Here is a 19,383-nt window from a genome sequence, read left to right on the forward strand (position 1 = left end):
CCGTTGCCCCCGGCCCTAGTCGCGCTTGCGGAGGATGCCGCCGAGGTCGTCGGCGTCCTCGATCTGCTGGACGCCGGCGTTCTCCCGGTAGACCCGGTTGATCATGGTGTTCAGCGCGCGGGACTGGTCGTTGACAGTGGCAGTGCTCCCCTTCAGGTGCGCCTCCTGGATCTTCGCGATGGACTCGTTGATGCTCTCGGCGTCCTGTCGGCTCGCCTGGCTGGCGGCCCGCTCGGCGAGGTACAGCTGCGTGGCCAGGCCCGACCCGAAGATGTCGCGGTTGAGCACGTCGACCATGCGGCGGCACTCGTCCTTGTTGTCGAACATCAGCGCCTCTTCGGCCCGGTCGAGGTCGCTGCGGATCTTCATGGCCTGCGCCGGGTTCACGTACTGCTCGTACACCGCAAGGAACTGCTTCGCGCCGTCCATGGTGGACATCAGGAGTTCGCGGTAGTCGTCGTCCTCGTCCTCGGCCTGCTCGGGTTCGACGGCGCGCTTGGTGCGCGCCTCGGTCACCTTGAGTCCCACGGTCTCCTCGAAGCCGACGCTGGGCACCGTGACGGTGACGTGCAGGATGCGGTCGCGGTCGAGGAACATGGCGACGTCGACCGGCGCGTGCATCTCCACCCCGGGCGGGAGGGTCACGTCGATGGCGCCCTGCTCGGTGTTCTCGCTGGCGACCTTGCTGTCGCCTTCGTAGACGGACACGAAGATCCGCGACGTGTCGGTGACCTCGAACGCGCCGCGGCGCGGCTCGGTCATCGGGTAGGGGGTGTGCGCGGGGATGATATCGACGAACACGTCGGTGTTCGAGCCGACCGCCGCGGCGATGCCCATGCCCATGCCGGTGACGTCGTAGACGTTCGTGTCGCCCACCGACACTCCGGCGGCGAGGCTCGCGCCGCACGCCGAGCAGGTCTCGGCCGTGTCGTCGTTGACCGTGCGGCATTCGGCATCGGGGCATTCCACGCCGCGGAGCGTGTCCGCGAGGATCGCCGCCCCGACGGCCACGCACTCCATCGGGTCGATCTGGCGGCGGACCTTGTCGGCGCCGAACACGCCCGACACGGCGGCGGCGACCTTCGGGACCATCGTCGAGCCGCCCACCAGGATGACGTCCGAGATGTCGTCGGGCTGCAGCTGCTCCTTCTTCAGCGCCTCCCGCACCAGTTCGAGCGTCCGGTCGATGAGCGGGGCGATCATCCCGTCGAACTCGTCGCGGGTCAGCATCATGTCGACGTCGCCGAGCCCGCCCGCGTCCTGGAAGGCCGCTCCGATGTAGATGTCGGCGCTCGGGGCCTCGGTCAGCTCCAGCTTGGCCTTCTCGCCGGCCTTCTTGGCCATGAACAGGAACCGCGGGTCGGCGGAGGGGTCCACGCCGTAGGTGTCCCGCACCCACGCCACGATCCGGTCCACGATGAGCTGGTCGAAGTCGTCGCCGCCGAGCCAGTTGTCGCCGACGTAGCTGAGCACCTGGAAGTGGTTGCGGCCCTCCTCGTCCCGGATCGAATTCAGGATCGAGATGTCGAAGGTGCCGCCCCCGAAGTCGTAGACGAGCACCCGGCGGCGCTCCCCCTCGCGCTGGTCGAGGCCGAACGCGATCGCGGCGGCGGTCGGCTCGTCGATGATCCGCTTGACCACCAGGCCCGCGGCCTCACCGGCCTTGCGGGTCGCGGCCCGCTGGGCCTCCCGGAAGTACGCCGGGACCGTGATCACCGCGTGCGTGACCTCCTCCCCCAGCTTCTCGGTCGCGCCCGAGCGCAGGTGCTCGAGGATCATCGTCGAGACCGCCTCGGGCGTATAGGGACGGTCGCCCATGACCACATGCGCCCGTGCGTCGTCGCCCTCGCCGGAGACGATCGCGTAGGGCCGACGCCCGGCGGCCTCGGTGACCGCCTTGTCGTCGAAGTCGCGGCCCATGAGCCGCTTCACCGACTGGATCGTGTTCTTCGGGTCGCGCTCGGCGAAGTTCAACGCGAACGTCCCGACCAGGAACTCGGGGTCGTGGCCGGGGCGCTGGCGCATCCCGACCACCGAAGGCGTGCTGTTCTTGCCGTGGATCTTCACCACTTCCACGTCGGCCCGCTCGCTGTCGCGGCGCGCCACGACCGAGTTGGTCGTCCCCAGGTCGATGCCGATGGCGGTCATTCGGTTGCTCCTTTGCCTGACGCTGTCGTGACCACTGCGGTGCGCAGCAGCTCTCCTCGGTAGCGGATGCCGTGCTCCCACACGTTGAGGACCGTCAGCTCGGCGGCGTCCGGCCGGTCCTCGACGCCCTTCACCTCGTGCGTGGCCGGGTCCGCGGTCTCCCCGACCCTGCCGATCAGCGCCGCTTCACTCGTCGTCGCGACCGCCCGCTCCAGGTGCCGGGTCAGCGCCTGGATGCGCGCCAGGTGCGGCCCGTCGGCCGCCGCCTCGTCGGCTCCCCAGCGGACGAGGAGGTCGAGCGCGTCGGCGACGCCCTCCAGGAGCGCCTTGACGTCCTTCTCGGGTTGCAGCAGCCGCCGCTCGACGCTCATGAAGCGCTTCAGCAGCTCGGTCAGCTGCGCGCGCTGCTCGTCGGCGCCCTTCACCAGGCCCGCGGTCGCCTTCCGGGCCTCGGCGAGCGTCTCGCGCAGTTCCAACTCGGGTTCGGGCTCGGGCTCGGGCGGTTTCACCGCGCGCCGGGTCTGCGACGCGGGCGGCCTGCCCTTCGCGTTCTTGTTGCGACTCATCGCGTTCCTCACTGGTCGAATCGGATCAGGGTGTCTAGCAGGGAATTGGACGGGAAGGCCGCCAGTTCGGCGGTCACGTCGACCGGCGGCGCCGGGCGGGCCTCGATCTCGGGCAGGTCGTCGCCGATCCCGCCGAGGAGTTCCAGGGCCGCCCCGCGCTGCGACGGGACCTCGGGCGGCGCGGCCGCCTCGGCCCGCTCGCGGTCGAGGCGGGCCCGCGCGTCCGCGAGCGCCGCGTCGAGGTCCACGTCGTACAGCAGCGCGTCGGCCAGCAGCCGGGTCGGCAGGTTCCGCAGCTCGTCCCAGGCCGCCTGGGTCGTGGGGTTCATCAGCCGCCGGGTCATCAGCGTGAACGACGCGTCCTCGACCGCGGCCTGGGTCGAGTCGGGGCCGATCCCGGCCGCCTCCAGCGCCGCGTACGGGTACTTGCCGTCCCACAACGGGTTCGGGTCGCGGATCATGTCGCCGTTCCTTCGCTCGCGAGTTTCGTCTCGACCCCGCCGATCAGCGCCTTCCGGGCGGCGGCGTCGGCCGGGTCCAGGCGGACGGCCCGCACCAGGTCGTCCACGGCGCGGGTGAGGTCGCCCGCGAGCAGCCGCGACTCCGCGCGCGCCAGCAGCGTCCGCGTCGTGTCGCTCTCGCTGTAGGTGCGGGAGATCGCGCCGACCTCCTGCACGGTCAGCCCGAGGAAGTTGACCTCCTTGAGCTCGTCGGCGACCTCGACCAGCGCGGTGAGCGCCCGGTTGCCCGGGCCCGCCGCGTCGATCGCGGCGTCGATCCGCACCAGCGCCTCCAGCAGCAGTCCGGTCTTCGCCCGGGCACCGCGGCCCCGCTCGGCGGCGAACATCAGGAACCGGGCGTGGCTCTCCACCGCCCGCCCCGCGCCGGGGTCGAGGTCGAGCGCCCGGCGCATCTCCGGCAGCAGCGGCGCCGGGTTCACGGTGCGGTTCGCGGCCCACCGGTACAGCACGCGGTCGACGATCCGGCGGGCGAGCTCGCGGTCGAGCTCGGCCGCGCCGACCGGACCGGCCACCGCGGGCGCGGCTTCCAGGAGCCGGATCGCCTCGTCCAGGCGCGTGTGCTGGCGGTTGTCGGAATCGACCAGGTAGTTCGCCCGGCCCAGGATGATCCGCAGGACGTCCTGCCTGGTCTTCACTGACGTGGCGGCGTTGGCCGAGACCGTGACCGCCGCGGCGAACTCGGCGATCGCGTCCTCGATCCGGCCGTCCGCGAGCAGGCTCTGCCCGTTGAACAGCCGGATGCGGACCGCCAGGTCGACCGCGTCGCGCAGGAGCCTGACACGGCGGCGCGGCAGGTGCACATAGGCCGGATCGCGGGCGAGGCAGTCCCGGCAGTGGTCGCAGTCCTCGATCGGGCCGTGGCCCTCGACGGCCGGACCGTCGCAGTCCGGGGGCTGCTCGGTCCTCGGCAGCCGGTGGAACGCGGGGAGCGCCGCGATCGCGGCGTCGTACCGGTGCCGCTCGTACTCGCTGAACGCGGCCGCCGACTGCGAGAACGACCAGCGGAGGCGGCGCGCCACCGACTCGTCGGCGCCGGCGTCGGCGTCGAGCGCCACCGTGAAGCGGCCCAACGCGTCCTGCAGCCCGGCGATGGCCAGATACCCAGGGCCGCAGGCGAACGTGCGCTCGGTGTCGGCGGTGACGAGGAGGCCGCCCGCCTCGCGCAGGACCTTCGCGGCCTCCATCTCGGCCTCCAGCAGCCCCACGAGCGCCCGGCCCCGACCAGCGAGCCCGGCCCTGCCGCCGCGCGCGTGCCGCTCGGTGTACCCGTCGACGACGGCGACCAGCGAGGAGCCGAGATCGGCCCTGAGCCGCCAGATGTCCGAGGGCGTCACGGGCCGCCCGTACCGCTCCGCCCGGGCCGCGCCCCAAGTCGACCAGTACTCGTCGTCGCCGATGAGCGTCGCCCAGCACGGTAGCGAGGCGCCCCACGCACCGGCGGCGGCCTCCCACGCGCCGATCTCCTCGAGTTCCTTCGCGCGCAGCAGGGTCGCGACGGCGAGCCGGTGGGCGTTGGCCATGTCCTCGGGCCGTTCGGCCGTGCGCCTTCGCATCTGCGCGACCGCCGTCTCGCGGTCGCCCGACAGGAGCGTGAACAGCGGCGCCTCCTCCGGCAGGAGGTCCCGCAGCTGCCGCAGCAGGTCACCGTCGAGGTCGGTCGCGGCGAGGGCCCGGCCGAGCGCGGCGGCGTCGCGCGCGGCGTACAGCTGCGTGTCGGTGAGCAACCGCTGCACCGGGTCCCGCAGGGAGTCCCAGGCCCGCCGGGCCTGGGCGCTCATGCCGCCGCGGCTCATCAGCGCGAACGGCGCCTCGTCCACATCAGCGGATCGCGAGTCCGGGCCGATCCCTGCGGCCGCGAGCGCGGCGTAGGGGAACTCGGGGTCGGCGGCGGCCAGCGGGTCGGGGACGAGGCTGCCGGTGAGGAGCGCTTCGGCCCACGGCAGGGCCTCGCGCAGGCGCCGCAGCCGGTCCGCGCGGGCGGCGGCTTCCGGCATGGTGGCGTTGGCGAACGCGGTGATCGCGTCGGTCCAGGCCCCCGCTTCCTCCAGGCACCGGGCCTCGCAGTAGGAGGCCCGCGCGTCGCTGTCGGCGAGCCCCGTGCAGGCGCGGTGGGCGCGGGCGGCCTCGGTCCAGTCGCCGTCGAGTTCGGCGATGCGGCCCTGGGCGTACAGGCCGAGCGGCCGGGCGTCGAAGTCGCCTTCGAGGTTCGCGGCGAGGTCGGCCACAGTGGACCAGTCACCCTGATCGAACGCCTCGTGGAGTGCGGCCCGGCGGGCGAGCGCGGCACTGTCCTCGAAGCCGTCCGGCAGCGCGCGGCACGCTTCGAGCGCGTCGGCCCAGCGCTTGTCCTGGGCGGCCTGCTGGGCGAGCGCGTACCCGCGCCAGCTGCGCACGTCCAGATAGTTCTCGGGGAGATCGGCGCACAGGTCAAGGACGTCGGTCCACTTCTCGGCCTCGGCGCGGACGCGCATGCGGGCGTAGGACCGGCGGTCGTCCTCGTCGGTGGCGTCGAGAACCTCGCCCCAGTTGCGGTCGCGCTCGGCGAGTTCGGTCCGGGCGCGGGCGCGGAGCCTGCCGACGGTGCCTTCGCGGGCCTCGTCGGGGGTGTCGCCGAGCAGGGGCCCGACCGAGTGCCAGTCCCCGGACGCGGCGCAGGCGGCGGCGCGGGCGTGGCGGCGGCGGTGCCCGACCTCGCCGTCCGCGAAGCTGTCGGGCAGGTCGGCGAAGCCGGTGATGGTCTCGGGCCACCGGTCGCGGGCGTCGGCGGCGCGCCCGGCGGCGTACTTGACGCGGGCGGCGGCGTCGCCGAAGCCGAAGGGAAGGCCCGTGAAGCACGCTCCGGCGCGTTCCCATTCGCCGCACTGTTCGGCATGGCGCCCTTCGGCGTAGGCGCGCCGGTGCGCGGCGTCGCGGTGGCCGGTGGACCGGTAGCGGTCGGCGGCGGGCGCCCATTCGCCTTCGAGTTCGAGGACGCGGGCCTCGCAGTAGGACCGGCGCTGCATGGTCTCATCGCCGTCGGGAAGCCTGCTGAGGCAGGCGGCGGCGCGTTGCCACTCACCGTCGTCCTCGGCGCGGTCGGCCTCGGCGCGCAGTGCGATGTGGAGTTCGGCGAGCGGCGGCGCGAGGTCGGGGACCTGATCGAAGTTCTCGGCGGCGGTGAGCCAGTCTCGCGCGGCGAGCGCGAGCTGCCCGGCGGCCAGCGCAGTGCGTCGCGCGCTGTCGCCGAAGCCGTCGAGCGCGGCGTACCGGTCGGCCGCGAGGGCCCAGTCGCCTTCGGTCTCGGCGGCGCGCGCCTCGGCGTACCGGCACCACTGTCCGATGTCGACGGCACTCGTGGTGCGAGGGCTGTCGCCGATCGCGAATCCGGCGTCGGCCGCCGCGCGGAAGCACTGGGCCGCTTCGGCCCAGGTCCCGGCGGCGGCGTGGCGGCGGCCCTGGACGTAGGCGAGCCGCGCTGCGGCGTCGGCGTACTCGCCGCAGCGCTCGTAGTCGGCGGTGGCGTTCTCCCAGGCCTCGGCCGCCTCGCCGATGCGGCCGCTCGCGTAGCCCGCCCGCCGGGTGGCGTCGCGGAAACCTTCGGGGCGTGCGGAGAGGATGCGGTTGAACTGGGCGCGGGCGTCCTCCCAGCGGGCGTCCCGCTCGTAGGCGGCGGCGTTGGCGAACCGCTCCTCGAGGCTGGCCTCCTCGGCGGCGGCGCGGAGCCGCGCGTCGGCGTCCCTGAATCCGCGTTCGCGTGCGGCGAGGACCCGCCGGTACCGGTCGGCGGCTTCGTCCCAAGCCTCGGCGGCCTCGGATGCGGCGGCGCCCGCCATGAGCGCGTCGAGTTCACCGGCCGCGGCGATCTCATCGGCGACCAGGCTTTCGATGTCGGCGGGGAGGCCGGGGGCGGTGCGTTCGAGGAGCGCCGTCGCGGCGGCGGAGCCGTGCTCGGCGGCGAGCTCGCGGCAGATCCCGTCGAGTCCTGCCGAGGCGAGTTCGAGCTGCGCCTCCTGCTTGAGCTGCTTGAGGGGGGCGCCGGGCCGGGGCACTTTCACGGTGCGCAGCACGGCTTCCCAGTCGCGCTGGTCGCGCCGGAACCGGGCGGCCAGGAGGACGTTCTTGGCCGAGACGTTCCCGTCCCCTTCGACCAGTTCGACGGCGATCTTCCCGGAGCTGAGGAAGTCGAGTTCGCCGGTGTCGCGCTCGCTGACCTCGCGGGCCTTGAAGAGCCAGCCGTGGCCGCAGCCTTCGTGCATGAACAGGGTCGGGGTGCCCCATTCGACGGAGGTGGCGCCGTGGTGGGCGATGCGCTGGCGCGCCGAGACGACGGCTTCGTCGATGGTCTTGTTGGCGCACAGGCTTTCGAGTATGCGGGGGCCGATCTCGCGCGCCGCGTCGTCGGTGATGAGCCCGCGCATGCCCACGACGGCGGGGATGCCGCGGCCGATGAGGGCTTCGGCGAGGCCGGAGAAGGGCTCGGCGGGGTTGGAGCGGGCGCTCTGGCAGAGGCTGAGGACGACCAGGCGTAGCTGCTGCGCGTTGACGAGCATGCCGCCGAGGAGGTCGCCGGGGACGATGTCGGGCGCACCTCCGGCGGTCTCCAGGACGACCGAGCCGATGCCGCCGGACGGGTCGAACCGTCCGTGCGCGATGAGGTGGACGGCGGCGGGGCCCCGCTGGGCCTCCAGCCATTCCTCGATGCGGGCGCGGGTGGCGTGGCGGATGACGTGCTGCCGCGAGCTGAACTCGGGTAGGAGATCGGCGAGTTCGGCGATCTCGGCGTCGGTGCCGAGTGCGGGGTACCCGTCGGGCGAAGCGACGGCGATGAGCGTGCTGATCGCCTCGCGCCGGTCCTCCGGGGCGGGGAGCCGGGCGTGGACGGGGTTGCCGCGGAGGGTCCGCACGAGCGAGAGGTTCGCGTCGAACGCGAGGGTCTGCTCAGGGAGGTCCGATGGGGCGCAGAGGGTCTCGATGGGCAGGTCGGCGAGTTCGGCGGGCAGGTCGAAGCGGAGCCGCAGGCCGCGGCTGCGCTGGGCGGCGCGGGCGTTGGCGAGGCAGCGGCCGAGCGGGCCGTCGAAGAGCAGCCGGTAGGTCTCGCTGCCGATCTCGCGGATGCGGGCGGCGACGTCGGCGCACGCGCCGGGGGCGCGGTGCAGTTCGATGTCGACGAGGTCGTCGTAGGCCGCGCGGAGCCGGGCGGGCTCGTCACCGAGGCGCAGGACCGCGGCTCCGGCGGCGATCCCGTTGGCTACCGCCAGGTAGCGCTGGGTGCCGATGCGCCGCAGTCGGATCCGCAGTTCCTCGTATTCCTTCATGTCACCATCCGTTCCGACGGGTGCGGAGGATGTCGCGGAGCGCCTGGCACTCCGTCATCCGTGTCCGCAGGGTGGGGTCCTCGCCGAATTTGGCCAAGAGGGTCTGGAAGTGCGTGATCGCTTCGTCCAGGAGCTCCCCGACCGCGCGGGCGCGGTCGGGCGGCAGGGGGGTGCGGGTGTAGTTGAGGAGTGTCTTCATGGCCGAGTTCTCCAGGACCGTGGCGAGGTTGCTTCGCGGCTGCCGGATGTCCGGGGCGAGTGCGACGGCCTCCCGCAGGTCCTTGAGCGCGTCGGGGAACCGCTCGCGGTCGGCGGCTTCGGCGCCGCGCCGGTTGAGCATGAGCGCGCGGATCTCGGTCGCACTGTCGCGCAGGCGGTTGAGTTCGGTGTCGTGGGGTCGTTCGCGCAGCGCGGCGTCGAACTGGCGCTGCGCTTCGGCGGTGATCTTGAGAATCTTGGCGGGGTCGAGCCGTGTCGAGTCGGCGAGGGCCTTGTCGGCCTGGTTGAGGAGCACGATGCCGAGGTTGCGGCGGGGTGCGATCTGGTGCGGGGCGAGGTCGACGGCGCGTTCCAGGTCGGCTTGGCCTTTCGCGGCGTCGCCGTTGTTGGCGGCTTTGACGCCTCGCACGGCGAGCGCTTCGGACAGCGCGGTGGCGACGCGGTCGCGGCGGGCGGCGGCCGGGCTGTCGCTGACGGGTGCGCCGCTCCTGGCGGACAGGAGGTCGCAGACCTGTTGGAGGAGGTCGATGACCTGGGTGTGCTTGCCGCGTCGGAACAGGGTCTCGCCGCGTCGGGTGGCCGTGTCGACCATCGCCGCCTCCACCGCGCCCCGTCGCGCGCACAATGCCGCGAGGCGCGCCGCGAGGCGCCAGTGGTCGACCGCTTCGGTGACCCCGTTGCCGCCCTTGGCGACTGCGGCGGCGGCCAGCTGCTGCAGGGCATCGCACGCGACTCCGGCGGCGAGGGACCTGAGCCGGTCGCGGCCGTCGGTCGAGGTGGCGAACGCGGGGTTGTGGGCAGCGAACTGAGGGCAGGCGGCGGCGCAGACGAGCGGCTGCTCACCGGTGTCGGGTTCGGAGCGGCATTCGGGGCAGCGCAGGTCGAGGGCCGCGTTCAGGGCCTCGCCAGGGTGGTCGCGGTCGAGCGCGGCCTGGGCAATGCCCGCAGCGGAGAACCACAGCCGCAGGTCGTCGTCGCCGAGGTCGCGGACGAGACGGCCGCACCAGGGGTGGAGGCCGAGTTCGACGAGTCGCAGTGGGCCGCAGACCAGTGCGTTGTCACCGTGCGGCAGGCCCCCGAGGCGGGCGAGGGCCTTGGCGGCGGCGATCTCGCGGTGCATGAGCGAGGCGGCGTCGGCGGCGCCCGCTTCGGCGGCGGCCGTTTCGACGAGTCGGCGCAGCCGGTCGCGCGCGGTAGCGATCGCGGTGGCGGGAACGGCGGCGGCGTAGCGGGTCTCGGCCGAACGCCGCCAGCGCTCCCAGCGGGCGTCGTCGCGCAGCAGCGGGGCCCAGGCGGCGATGCAGCGTTCGGCGGTGTCGCGGTCGCCGCCGCCGTTGAGGCCGTGCAGGAGCATGAGCGCGCGGGTGTGGTCCGAGCCTTCGCCGAGGTCGTCGAGGAGTTCGACGCCGCGTTCGTGGTCCCCGCCCAGGGCGGCGATGTACGCGGCGAGCTCGGTGGCGGCCGCGCCGGACCGGCGGTCCTGTTCGGAGGCGCGCTGCCAGTCCCCTTCGGCGGCAGCGTCGTAGGCGGCGGCGCGCAGGGCGCGGGCGGCTTCCTCGGCGGCGCGTCCCGTGCCGTGCCCGATGTCGGCGTCGGCGCCGCCGCTGATCGAGGCGGGCAGGTGCCAGGGGTTTTCGGGCAGGTCGAGGAGGTCGGCGGTGCGGCCCGACCGGTATAGGGCCTCGCCGTAGGTCGCGTCGGTGCGCGGGGGTTCGCCTTCGCGTTCGAAGGCGGCGCAGGCCCCGGCCCAGTCGCCGCCGCTGGCGCGGAGGGCCGCCAGTGCGCGCGTCGCCGCGTGCCGGATCGCCTGCGGCATGGTCGCACTGCTGAGTTCCTGCAGTTCGGTGCCGGGTCGTTCGCCTCGTTCGAGGGCCGCCAGTGCGAGTCCGAGCCGCACGGTCGGATCGCCGGGGGCGCGGGTCCATGCGGTCGCGGCGGCTTCGGTCTCGCCTTCGGCGAGGTCGATGAGGCCGAGGTAGACGTCGGCGCGGGGGTCGGCGGCGTCCTTGAGATGCGTTCGGGCGCTGTCGAGGTCGCCGTCGGCGACGGCTGCGGAGGCGGCGTGGAGGCGCAGTGCCGTCGTGGGGGCGTCGAACCCGTAGGGGGCGGCGGCTTCGAAGTCGGCGATGGCGCCGGTGTGGTCGTGGTCGTCGCGGCGTCGCAGCGCTCTGGCGTAGCGGGCTTTGGCTTCGAGGTCGCCGCGTCCGGGCACGCGCGACCAGGTCTCCAGGGCGCTGTCGTGGTCGCCGAGGCGGTAGGCGGAGGCGCCGTGGAGGGCCAGGATCGCGGGGTCGTCCAGTCCGGCACCCGTGGCCTTGGCGGTCGCTTCGAGGGCGGCAGTCGTGTCGCCGCGGCGGTGGGCGACGACGGCGCGGACGGCGTCGGCGAGGGGCGATTCGGCCATGGCGGCGAACTGCTCGGCCTGCGGGACGCGGTGGTGGCGCAGGGCGAGGAGCGCGCCGAGCGCGACCGCCGAGGGGTCGAGCGGGCCGTGCCTGGCGGCCTCGGCGAGGTCGTCGAGGGCCTGGAGGTCGTGTCCTCGTCGGACCCGGGTGTAGGCCCGTTGCAGGTGGGCGGTGCCGTCGGGGGCGCCGCGTGCGGCGGCGGCGGTGAAGCACCATTCGGCGCGGGCGTAGGAGGTGCCGTGCGCGGCGGCGCATCCGGCCCAGTAGAAGCCGCGCCAGTCCGCGGGCCAGCGCTGCTGGATCTCGCCGAACCACTGGTCGGCGGTGTGGGCCTGGTGTCGGGCGAGCCAGATGCGGCCGATGCCGATGCGGGCGGTGGCGGCGATCGCGTCGGCTTCCGGGGCGGTGCCGACGCGTTTCTCTATTCTTTGCGCGGCGTCGTTGAAAGCGCGTTCGGCGGTCGCGAGGTCATTGTTCGCGAATGCGCGGTCGCCGTTGTCGCGGGCGCGCCGTGCGCGGGCGATTGCGATGCTCCGGAACATGTGCGATCACCGTTCCACTTCATCGCTGACCGACCTCCAGGCCATTCTGGTCCGGTCGAAGTGGACGGGCCCTTTTCGGATCTCGGTAAGGTCGAGTGCGACGAGCGCGTCGATGGCCTCAGCGGGCAGGTCCGCTTCGAGCAGGATGCGCAGTCCGGTGTCGGGGTCCTGCACGACGATGGGGGCGGGGTCCGGTGCGGTGCGGCGGTGGCGTTGGGCGAGGCGGCGAAGGGCCAGGTAGAGGTCGTTCATGACGCCTGTGCCCAGTGTGGCGAGTGCGGCCTGGAGCGGCAGGGCGAGCAGCATGATCCAGGCGGGGTCCGCTCCCGATCGGTGCGGGATGGTGCGGTGTGCGTCGGTTTCCACTCCGGCTTCGGCGAGCAGCGCGGTCAGTTCCGCCTCATCCGCATCGGTGATGGAATCGTGTATCAGGAGTTCCGCACGAATTGAATTGGACGGCATTGGGTCCCCAAGGTGCATTCGTGTTCGACGGCTGTGAACAGACATCATATGTCGGTATCGCAATGCTTGCGGTACAGCGGTTCTCGTCCGTCCAGCAGTGCGATTCGATGATTCTCGTGTCAATTGCGGCGGCGTCATCGCGTCCTCGATTCCGGTCGGCGTTTCATGGCTCTGGAGCCTGCCGGGCGACGTCACCGATCCGTCCCGAATCCATCCCAGCCGCGTCCCGGGGACACGGAGGGGCCCGGGCGGCATTGCCGCCCGGGCCCCCGGAAACGATTGTCAGCAGGTGATGTCGAGCGGTTCTGCCGGGCCGGTCGCCAGGAACCCGAAGACCTCACGGGACTCGCCCGCCTCGATGCGGGCGTTCCAGCCGACGTCGGCGGCGGTCACGGTCGTACCGTCCTGGGCCCATTCGGCGTTCCACAGGTGACGGATGCGCTGGTCGCCGGTGAAGTCCCAGGCCAGGTCCCAGCCGTCGACGGGTTCGTCACCGGCCTCGATGACGACCTTGCCGAGCCAGCCGGTGCCCCAGTCGGCGACGACCTCGACGTGCGCCTGGCAGGACACGGTGTCAGCGGCTTCGATGACGACCGTGGTCACCGACCTCGGGGCGAGGTCGACGGCGGTCTCAGCACCGGCGAGGACGGACTGCCCGGTCGTTTCGAGGGCGTGGTCCTCGTCGGTCCGGTAGGTCGTGATCGTCTCGCCCGCTTGGGCTCCGGCGAGGGCCAGGTCCATGGTGACGGCGGTGTCGCGGTTGTTGATGAGGTTGACGACGCGGCTGCCGTCGGCGTTGCGGTAGGCCGAGACCTTGACGAGCTGGGCGTCGGTGGCGGCCTCGGTGCGGTGGGCGTCGGGGCGGATGAACCGGCTGTAGGCGGCGGTCGCCCAGAGCCGCTTGGAGACGTGGTAGTCGGCGCCGTCGAGCTGGATGGGCGCGGCGGTGGTGCCGAGCGAGGCGCCGAACCAGGTGATGTAGGCGTTGACCTCGGCGCGGGTGAGGGTGTCGTGGATGTCGTTGGCGAGGGCGAGACCGGAGTTTGAGCCGCCTGCGTCCCAGGATCCGTTCCAGACGTTGCTGGCGAGGGCGTATTCGGACATCCAAGTGGTGCCGTCGGTCGGCAGCGGGGAGCGCGCGGAGGACACGTAGCTATGTCCGGAGTGGATGTCGACCCACTGGGCGGCGTCGGGATCGGCCTGGATGGCGTTGGTGTACTGGATCTGGCGGTTCCACCCGGCCGCGTCGCAGCAGACGAGGTTCATGTCGAGCCCGGACTCCTCGATGGCGGGGCCCATGACCTTGACGAAGTCGGTGATCTGCGCGTCGGTGAAGCGCATCGAGTCGTAGGTGGCGGTGAAGTCGGGTTCGTTGGTGAACCCGAGGTCGGTGATGTCGATGCCCTCTTCCTCGTAGAACTTCGCGTACTGGACGAGGTAGTCGGCGTAGGCCTGCCGCCAGTCCTCGCCGCCGCAGTCGGTGCCGGGCGTGCCGCAGAGCTCGCCGCCGTTGGCGACCTCGTCGTTGGTCTTCATGTAGCCGGGGGCGCTCCAGGCGTCGGCGTAGAAGCGTTCGACGCCGTAGGCCTGCGCTTCCTTCGCGAGCCAGACCTGGCCGAAGTCCTCGCCGTCCCACACGTACTCAGGTTCGGCGTCGGGGCCACCCGGGTTCTCGGGCTGGATGCCGAAGACGCCGAGGCGGAGGATGGAGAGCCCGGCGCCGGTCTCGGTGTCGAGGAGGAGGTCGAGGACTTCGCGCTGGTTCTCGGGGGTGAGGCCTTGGGAGCCTTGGATGATCTCGGCGCGGCCGAAGGTCTGGGAGAAGCCGAAGCCGTCGATGCGCTGGTGGTCGGCGCCGAAGTCGATGGCGGCGGTGCCCTCGGCGGGGAGGTCGACGTCGGGCGGGGGCTGGATCATGGTGATCGCGACGGCGTCGATGTAGTACGAGACGGTCGCGTCGGTGCTCTCGACGTAGAACTGCATCTGGGAGGCGGGTTCGGGCGGGGTGTACTCGCCGGAGACGGTGGTCCAGGCGTCGTCGGTGACGGTGTCGGCTCCGGCGATGCGGTTGTAGGTGGTCTCGCCGGTGTTCTCGGAGGTGGTCTGCATGGTGAGCTGGATGGGGGCGTCGGCGGCGCCTTCGAGGAGGCGCACGTCGAGTTTGAACTCGTAGACGCCGAGGGGTTCGACGATGTCGAGCATGTTGTGGGCGGGGCCGTTCCAGCCGGAGGTGCGGCCGGTGGTGCGGAGGCTGTACTCGCCGGATGAGGCCTGGTCGGCGCTGGCGGCGAGGGTGACGCCGCCGCGGCTGACCCAGCTTTCGACTGAGGCGCTTTCGAAGTCGCCGGTGAAGATCACTTCGGGCGTCTGGGCTTGCGCGGCGCCAGGCGGGGTCGCGCCCACGGCGGCCGTGAGCGCGAGGACGCTCACGGCGAAGGGCGCCAGGACTCTGGAACGTTGCACGTCGCCTCCAAAGGGCTTATCGAAACTATCGGAACATATTCCGATACTTCGATGAACTTATCGGAAGGACGGTTGCGGCGCAAGCGCTTGCCCTCAGGCATGGCGCAACCGCGCCGATGCCGGATACGCCGTCCCTGCCCGCGGCCGCGGGCATTCGCGGAGGTCAGAGCGGCGGGCTGGCAGCGGCCGCCTATCCTGGACGCGAAGACGAGGCCGGAAGCGCGTGCGGGTATGCGCCTCCGGCCTCGTCGCTGCCGTGCCCGGTCAGGAGTTGTCGAGGCGCGGGATCACGATCTCCTTGGCGATCAAGCGGATCGCGGCGTAGATCGGCACCGAGAGGACGATGCCGACGACGCCGAACAGGGTCCCGCCGACGAGCACGGCGACGATCGCCGCCAGGTTCGACACCTTCACCGCACTGCGCATCACGGTCGGATAGATGACCCAGTTCTCCAGCTGCTGGTAGGCGATGAAGAAGATGGCCGAGGCCACGGCCGTCATGGGCGAGACGGCGAGCGCGACGAGCGTGACGACGACGGCGCCGATGGTGGCACCGATCTGCGGGATGAGGTCGAGCAGGGCGACCAGGAGCGCCAGCAGCGCACCATAAGGGATGTCCACAATGGCCATGAAGATCCACGAGGAAATACCTGCGAGCGCCCCGATGGCCAGCGCGCCGATGAGGTAGGCGCCGATCTGGCGGAGGATGCCCTCGATGATCCGGTCGGTCTGCTCGCGCTGGGAGGCGGCGAAGAGCCGGACCATGCCCTTGCGGAGCTGGACGTAGGCGGCGAGGATGAAGATGGTCAGCAGGATCGTGGTGACGGTCCACACCAGACCGCCGAAGAAGGACGCGACGCCTCCGGCGACCCCGCCGAGGGCCTTGGTCATGTTCGCCGGGGTGAGGGCGCCTTCGGCGCGTTTGAGCAGGCCGTCTTCGCCGCCGAAGCGGTCGGCGAGGTTGCTGGCCATGAAGGTGTCGTAGTAGGTGGGGACGTTCTCGACGAACTCGGCGGATTCGCGGACGATCGCGGGGATGATCGCGGCGATGCCGCCGCAGAAGACGATGGCCACGCCGAGGAAGAGGATGGTCATCGCGAGCCAGCGGGGCATGCCGCGCTTGGTCATGCCGCCGATGATGCGCTGGAGGCCGACGGCGAGGAACGCGGCGACGATGAGGGCCGTGATGACGGTGCCGAGTTCCTGGACCGCCCACACGGCGGCGGTGACGACGGCCAGACCGGCGCCGAAGAGGACGCCGGCGGTGAGCGGCGGGGTGTTCGCGAGACTTCTGCGCAGGGGCAATCCGGGTTTCTCAGCCATGGGAGGTTTCTAGCAGACACCGGCTCGGACCGGGGTACGGCACACGGGCGGTGCCCGTTCGGCCTCACTCCCGGCGGCGCGGCGGGCGGCCCGGGGCCGCGGCTCGCGGTGCCGGGGTTCCTGAAGTCGGCTTCAGGCGGGTTAAGGCTGGCTTCAGGTTCGGGGGTCCATGATTGCGCCAACAGATCGGGACAGGCCCGATCGGACAGATCACCTCAGGGGGATCACATGGGGCACACCGGTTTCCGCATCGAGTTCCACTTTGACTGGCTGGCGGTACACCTCGCTGAGCCGGTCGGCGGTGAAGACCTCCACCGGCGGACCGGAGGCCGCGACCCGCCCTTCGGCGAGCAGCGCACACCGGTCTGAGTAGGCGGCGGCGAGGTCGAGGTCGTGGAGCACGATCACGACCGCCCGGCCTTCTTCGGCCAGCGCCCGGCACAGGCGCCCTACGAGCTCCTGGTGCCGCAGGTCGAGCGCGGCGGTCGGCTCATCGAGCAGGACCAGTCCGGCGTCTTGCGCTATGACGCGGGCGAGCATGACCCGGGCCTGCTCGCCTCCGGAGAGCGAGGTGAACGGGCGGGCCGCGAACGCTTCAGTCTCGGTGAGGGCGAGTGCGGCGGCGATGCGGCGCTCATCCTCTTTCGTCCGGTCGGTCCCGGCCCACGGGGCGCGGCCCATCTCGACCACTTCCCGCACGGAGAAAGGAAAGGAGACGCGATGCGATTGGGGTAGCACCGCGCGGCGGCGGGCGACGTGGACAGCGCTCCAGGCGCTGACCGGCCGATCCCAGAGCTCGACTTCGCCGGAGGCGGGTTCGAGGTCGCCTGAGAGCGCACCGAGGAGTGTGGATTTGCCGGCCCCGTTGGGCCCGACGAGGCTGAGCACCTCACCGGCGCGCACACCGAGGTCGACGCTCTGGAGGACTTCCTTCCCGCCGAGCTTGATCCGCAGTCCAGAGACGGCCGCGGTAGTGGCAGGGGCGGTCCCGGGATCGCCGTCCCGGCGGGCTCGCAGCCGCATCACCCCCGCCCTCCCCGACCGGTCAGGCTGGGCGAGGAGGCGGGAGCGCAGGGCCGGGTGCCCATGCGGGAAGGGGCGACACGCCCGACGCGGGCGGCAGCCCGGGGGGTAGCGGTGAGGCAGGGGTGGGTGCGAAGGCTGGGATGGGTGAGGTGGGGGGTGGGGGCGGGGCGGGGGGCCCGGGAAGGAAGCACGGCCCGCAGGGGCGCGGGCGTCCCGGTTCGGGGATCGTTGCGGTGCATCAGGCCCAGCCTCCTTGGTGGCGTCGGGTTCGGCGGAGGAGCCAGAAGAAGAACGGGCTGCCGACGAGGGCGGTGAGGATGCCGAGGGGGATCTCGGCGGGGGCGGCGATGGTGCGGGCGGCGAGGTCGGCCCAGACGATGACTGCTGCGCCGCCGAGTGTGGACAGTGGGAGGAGCGCGCGGTGGCCGGGGCCTGCGGCCATGCGGAGGAGGTGCGGGACCACGAGTCCGATGAAGCCGATGACGCCCGAGACCGCGACGGCGGCGCCGGTGAGGAGGGCGACGATCACGATGAGGTGCAGGCGGAGCCGCTCGACGTCCACGCCGAGGTGGCGGGCGGGGCGTTCGCCGAGGGCGAGGAGATCGAGCCGCCGCGCGTAGCGCGGGGCGACGAGCAGGCCGAGGGCGGCGAGCGGGAGGATCGCGAGAATCTTCGGCCAGGTCGCCTGGGAGAGGCTGCCCATCTGCCAGAAGGTGATCGCGGTGATCTCGTCGTTGTCGGCGTAGAAGATGAACATGCCGATGAGCGCCCCGGCGAGGCCGTTGACCGCGACGCCGGTGAGCACGAGTGTCACCACTTCGGTGCGGCCGCCCGAGCGGGAGAGGAGGTACACGAGCGAGACGGTCGCGAGACCGGCGACGAAGGCGCACACCGGGATCGTCCAGTTGCCCGCGAAGGTGAACCCGAAGGCGATCGCGGCGACGGCGCCGACCGCCGCGCCGGAGCTGACGCCGATGACGCCCGGTTCGGCGAGGGGGTTGCCGAACATGCCCTGCATGAGGGTCCCGGCGCAGGCGAGGCACGCGCCGACGATCACGCCGAGGGCGACGCGCGGGAAGCGGATGTTCCACAGCACGCTCTCACCGGTGCCGTCGATGGGCGTGCCGCCGAGGCCGAGCCGGTGGCCGATCGAGGCGATGATGTCGCCGAGCGGGATGGCGAAGGCGCCGTTGGAGGCCGAGACGAGCACGCCCAGGACGAGGAGCCCGGTCAGGCCCGCGCCGAGCAGGGTCGGCACGGCCCAGCGGCGTTTCGGTGCCGTCGGGGCGGTGGTTTCTGCCGAGGCGGCGGCAGTCCGGGAGGGGGCGGTGGCGGTCATGATGCGGAGCCGTGGAGTTGGGCGGCGAGGTCGGCGACGACGTCGCCGGTGCGGGGGCCGTAGTTGAGCATGATGCCGTCGGGGAGGTGCGCGATGCGCTCCTGCTCCCCCGCCGGGGTCTGCGCCACGCCCGGGATCTCCAGGAGGCCCGCGATGCCGCCGACCGATTCGAGTCCCTTGTCCATCACCAGGATCACGTCCGGTGCGGCCGCGGCGAGGGCTTCGGGGGTGAGTTCGAGGAAGTCGCCTTCGAGGGCTTCGGCCCCTGCGTCGATGCCTCCGGCGGCTTCGATGAGGGAGGTGGCGCCGGAGTCGCGGGCGCCGATCATGTAGACGGACGCGGAGCCGCGCAGGTAGAGGAACGCGACCCGCGGCGGGTCGGAGAGGTCCATGCCTTCGGTGGCGGCGGCGATGCCCGCTTCGGTGCGTTCGATGAGCTGGGTGCCGAGGTCGGTGACGCCGAGGGCGGCGGCGACGGCGGCGATGCGGGTGGCGGCGGATTCGATGCCGTCGGCGGGGTCGAAGACGACGATGGGCACGCCTGCGGCGGTGATCTGGTCGAGGGCGGTCTGCGGACCGGAACTGGTCTCGGCGAGGACGAGGTCGGGTTGGAGGGAGAGGACGCCTTCGGCGGAGATGTCGTGGCCGTGGCTGACGACGGGGAGGTCGGCGGCCTGTTCGAAGGTGGCGGTGATGTCGCGGGCGACGACGCGGTCGCCGAGGCCGAGGGTGAAGACGATCTCGGAGAGGGATCCGGAGAGGGGGACGATCGCGTCGGCGGTGTCGATGGTGATCTGGGCGCCGGTGGCGTCGGTGATCTGGGTGGGGAGGGCCGGGTCGGCGGTGTCGGTGAGGGGTTCGATGCGGTCGACCGCGGGTTCGGCGGTGTCGTCGCTGGGGGTTTCGGTGCCGCCGCAGGCGGAGAGGCTCAGCAGTGCGGTGGCCGCGACGATGGCGGGTATCCAGCGGGGGCGTCGTGCCACGGGCGTGCTCCAGTTCGATGGTCAGGGGCGGCCGGTCGAGCATAGGTTAGGCTACGCTCACCTAGATTAGGACCCCCTTTGTTAACAGATCT

11 protein-coding genes are annotated in these 19,383 nt (G+C 72.2%); all 11 read right to left on the reverse strand.

What is annotated here, in order from left to right; genetic code table 11:
- Nucleotides 1–15: 15 nt before the first annotated feature.
- Nucleotides 16–2,148 (reverse strand): Hsp70 family protein, encoded by a 2,133-nt coding sequence (locus tag ACZ60M_RS06530; RefSeq protein ID WP_465415360.1) that lies wholly within the window; start codon nucleotides 2,146–2,148, stop codon nucleotides 16–18.
- Nucleotides 2,145–2,714 (reverse strand): nucleotide exchange factor GrpE, encoded by a 570-nt coding sequence (grpE, locus tag ACZ60M_RS06535; RefSeq protein ID WP_465415362.1) that lies wholly within the window; start codon nucleotides 2,712–2,714, stop codon nucleotides 2,145–2,147. The genes ACZ60M_RS06530 and grpE overlap by 4 nt, the downstream gene beginning before the upstream one ends.
- A gap of 8 nt (nucleotides 2,715–2,722) precedes the next feature.
- On the reverse strand, nucleotides 2,723–3,175 hold the full coding sequence (locus ACZ60M_RS06540; protein ID WP_465415364.1) for a hypothetical protein: 453 nt from the start codon (nucleotides 3,173–3,175) through the stop codon (nucleotides 2,723–2,725).
- Nucleotides 3,172–8,529: a CHAT domain-containing protein gene (locus ACZ60M_RS06545; RefSeq protein WP_465415366.1), complete on the reverse strand. Its 5,358-nt coding sequence runs from the start codon at nucleotides 8,527–8,529 to the stop codon at nucleotides 3,172–3,174. The genes ACZ60M_RS06540 and ACZ60M_RS06545 overlap by 4 nt, the downstream gene beginning before the upstream one ends.
- Before the next feature lies 1 nt (nucleotide 8,530).
- Nucleotides 8,531–11,695, reverse strand: coding sequence for a hypothetical protein (locus tag ACZ60M_RS06550; protein WP_465415368.1), 3,165 nt, complete (start codon nucleotides 11,693–11,695; stop codon nucleotides 8,531–8,533).
- Nucleotides 11,696–11,701: 6 nt separating this feature from the next.
- Nucleotides 11,702–12,157, reverse strand: a complete 456-nt coding sequence (locus ACZ60M_RS06555; protein WP_465415370.1) for a hypothetical protein — start codon at nucleotides 12,155–12,157, stop codon at nucleotides 11,702–11,704.
- A 282-nt stretch (nucleotides 12,158–12,439) separates the two neighbouring features.
- A complete protein-coding gene (locus ACZ60M_RS06560; protein ID WP_465415372.1) occupies nucleotides 12,440–14,620 on the reverse strand; it encodes a carbohydrate binding domain-containing protein in 2,181 nt (726 codons plus the stop codon).
- A 264-nt stretch (nucleotides 14,621–14,884) separates the two neighbouring features.
- On the reverse strand, nucleotides 14,885–15,943 hold the full coding sequence (locus ACZ60M_RS06565; protein WP_465415373.1) for an AI-2E family transporter: 1,059 nt from the start codon (nucleotides 15,941–15,943) through the stop codon (nucleotides 14,885–14,887).
- 210 nt (nucleotides 15,944–16,153) lie between these two features.
- Complete coding sequence (locus ACZ60M_RS06570; RefSeq protein ID WP_465415375.1) at nucleotides 16,154–16,966, reverse strand: heme ABC transporter ATP-binding protein; 813 nt, start codon at nucleotides 16,964–16,966, stop codon at nucleotides 16,154–16,156.
- Between the two features lie 241 nt (nucleotides 16,967–17,207).
- A complete protein-coding gene (locus tag ACZ60M_RS06575) occupies nucleotides 17,208–18,308 on the reverse strand; it encodes a FecCD family ABC transporter permease (RefSeq protein ID WP_465415377.1) in 1,101 nt (366 codons plus the stop codon).
- Nucleotides 18,305–19,291 (reverse strand): heme/hemin ABC transporter substrate-binding protein, encoded by a 987-nt coding sequence (locus ACZ60M_RS06580; RefSeq protein ID WP_465415378.1) that lies wholly within the window; start codon nucleotides 19,289–19,291, stop codon nucleotides 18,305–18,307. The genes ACZ60M_RS06575 and ACZ60M_RS06580 overlap by 4 nt, the downstream gene beginning before the upstream one ends.
- Between the last annotated feature and the right edge of the window lie 92 nt (nucleotides 19,292–19,383).

The sequence above is a fragment of the Glycomyces sp. NPDC050141 genome (assembly GCF_055586545.1).

Coding starts and splice junctions, on each gene's coding strand:
- ACZ60M_RS06570 (WP_465415375.1), bottom strand. CDS start 16,966: ATGCGGCTGCGAGCCCGCCGGGACGGCGATCCCGGGACCGCCCCTGCC.
- ACZ60M_RS06565 (WP_465415373.1), bottom strand. CDS start 15,943: ATGGCTGAGAAACCCGGATTGCCCCTGCGCAGAAGTCTCGCGAACACC.
- ACZ60M_RS06540 (WP_465415364.1), bottom strand. CDS start 3,175: ATGATCCGCGACCCGAACCCGTTGTGGGACGGCAAGTACCCGTACGCG.
- ACZ60M_RS06555 (WP_465415370.1), bottom strand. CDS start 12,157: ATGCCGTCCAATTCAATTCGTGCGGAACTCCTGATACACGATTCCATC.
- ACZ60M_RS06545 (WP_465415366.1), bottom strand. CDS start 8,529: ATGAAGGAATACGAGGAACTGCGGATCCGACTGCGGCGCATCGGCACC.
- ACZ60M_RS06550 (WP_465415368.1), bottom strand. CDS start 11,695: ATGTTCCGGAGCATCGCAATCGCCCGCGCACGGCGCGCCCGCGACAAC.
- grpE (WP_465415362.1), bottom strand. CDS start 2,714: ATGAGTCGCAACAAGAACGCGAAGGGCAGGCCGCCCGCGTCGCAGACC.
- ACZ60M_RS06530 (WP_465415360.1), bottom strand. CDS start 2,148: ATGACCGCCATCGGCATCGACCTGGGGACGACCAACTCGGTCGTGGCG.
- ACZ60M_RS06575 (WP_465415377.1), bottom strand. CDS start 18,308: ATGACCGCCACCGCCCCCTCCCGGACTGCCGCCGCCTCGGCAGAAACC.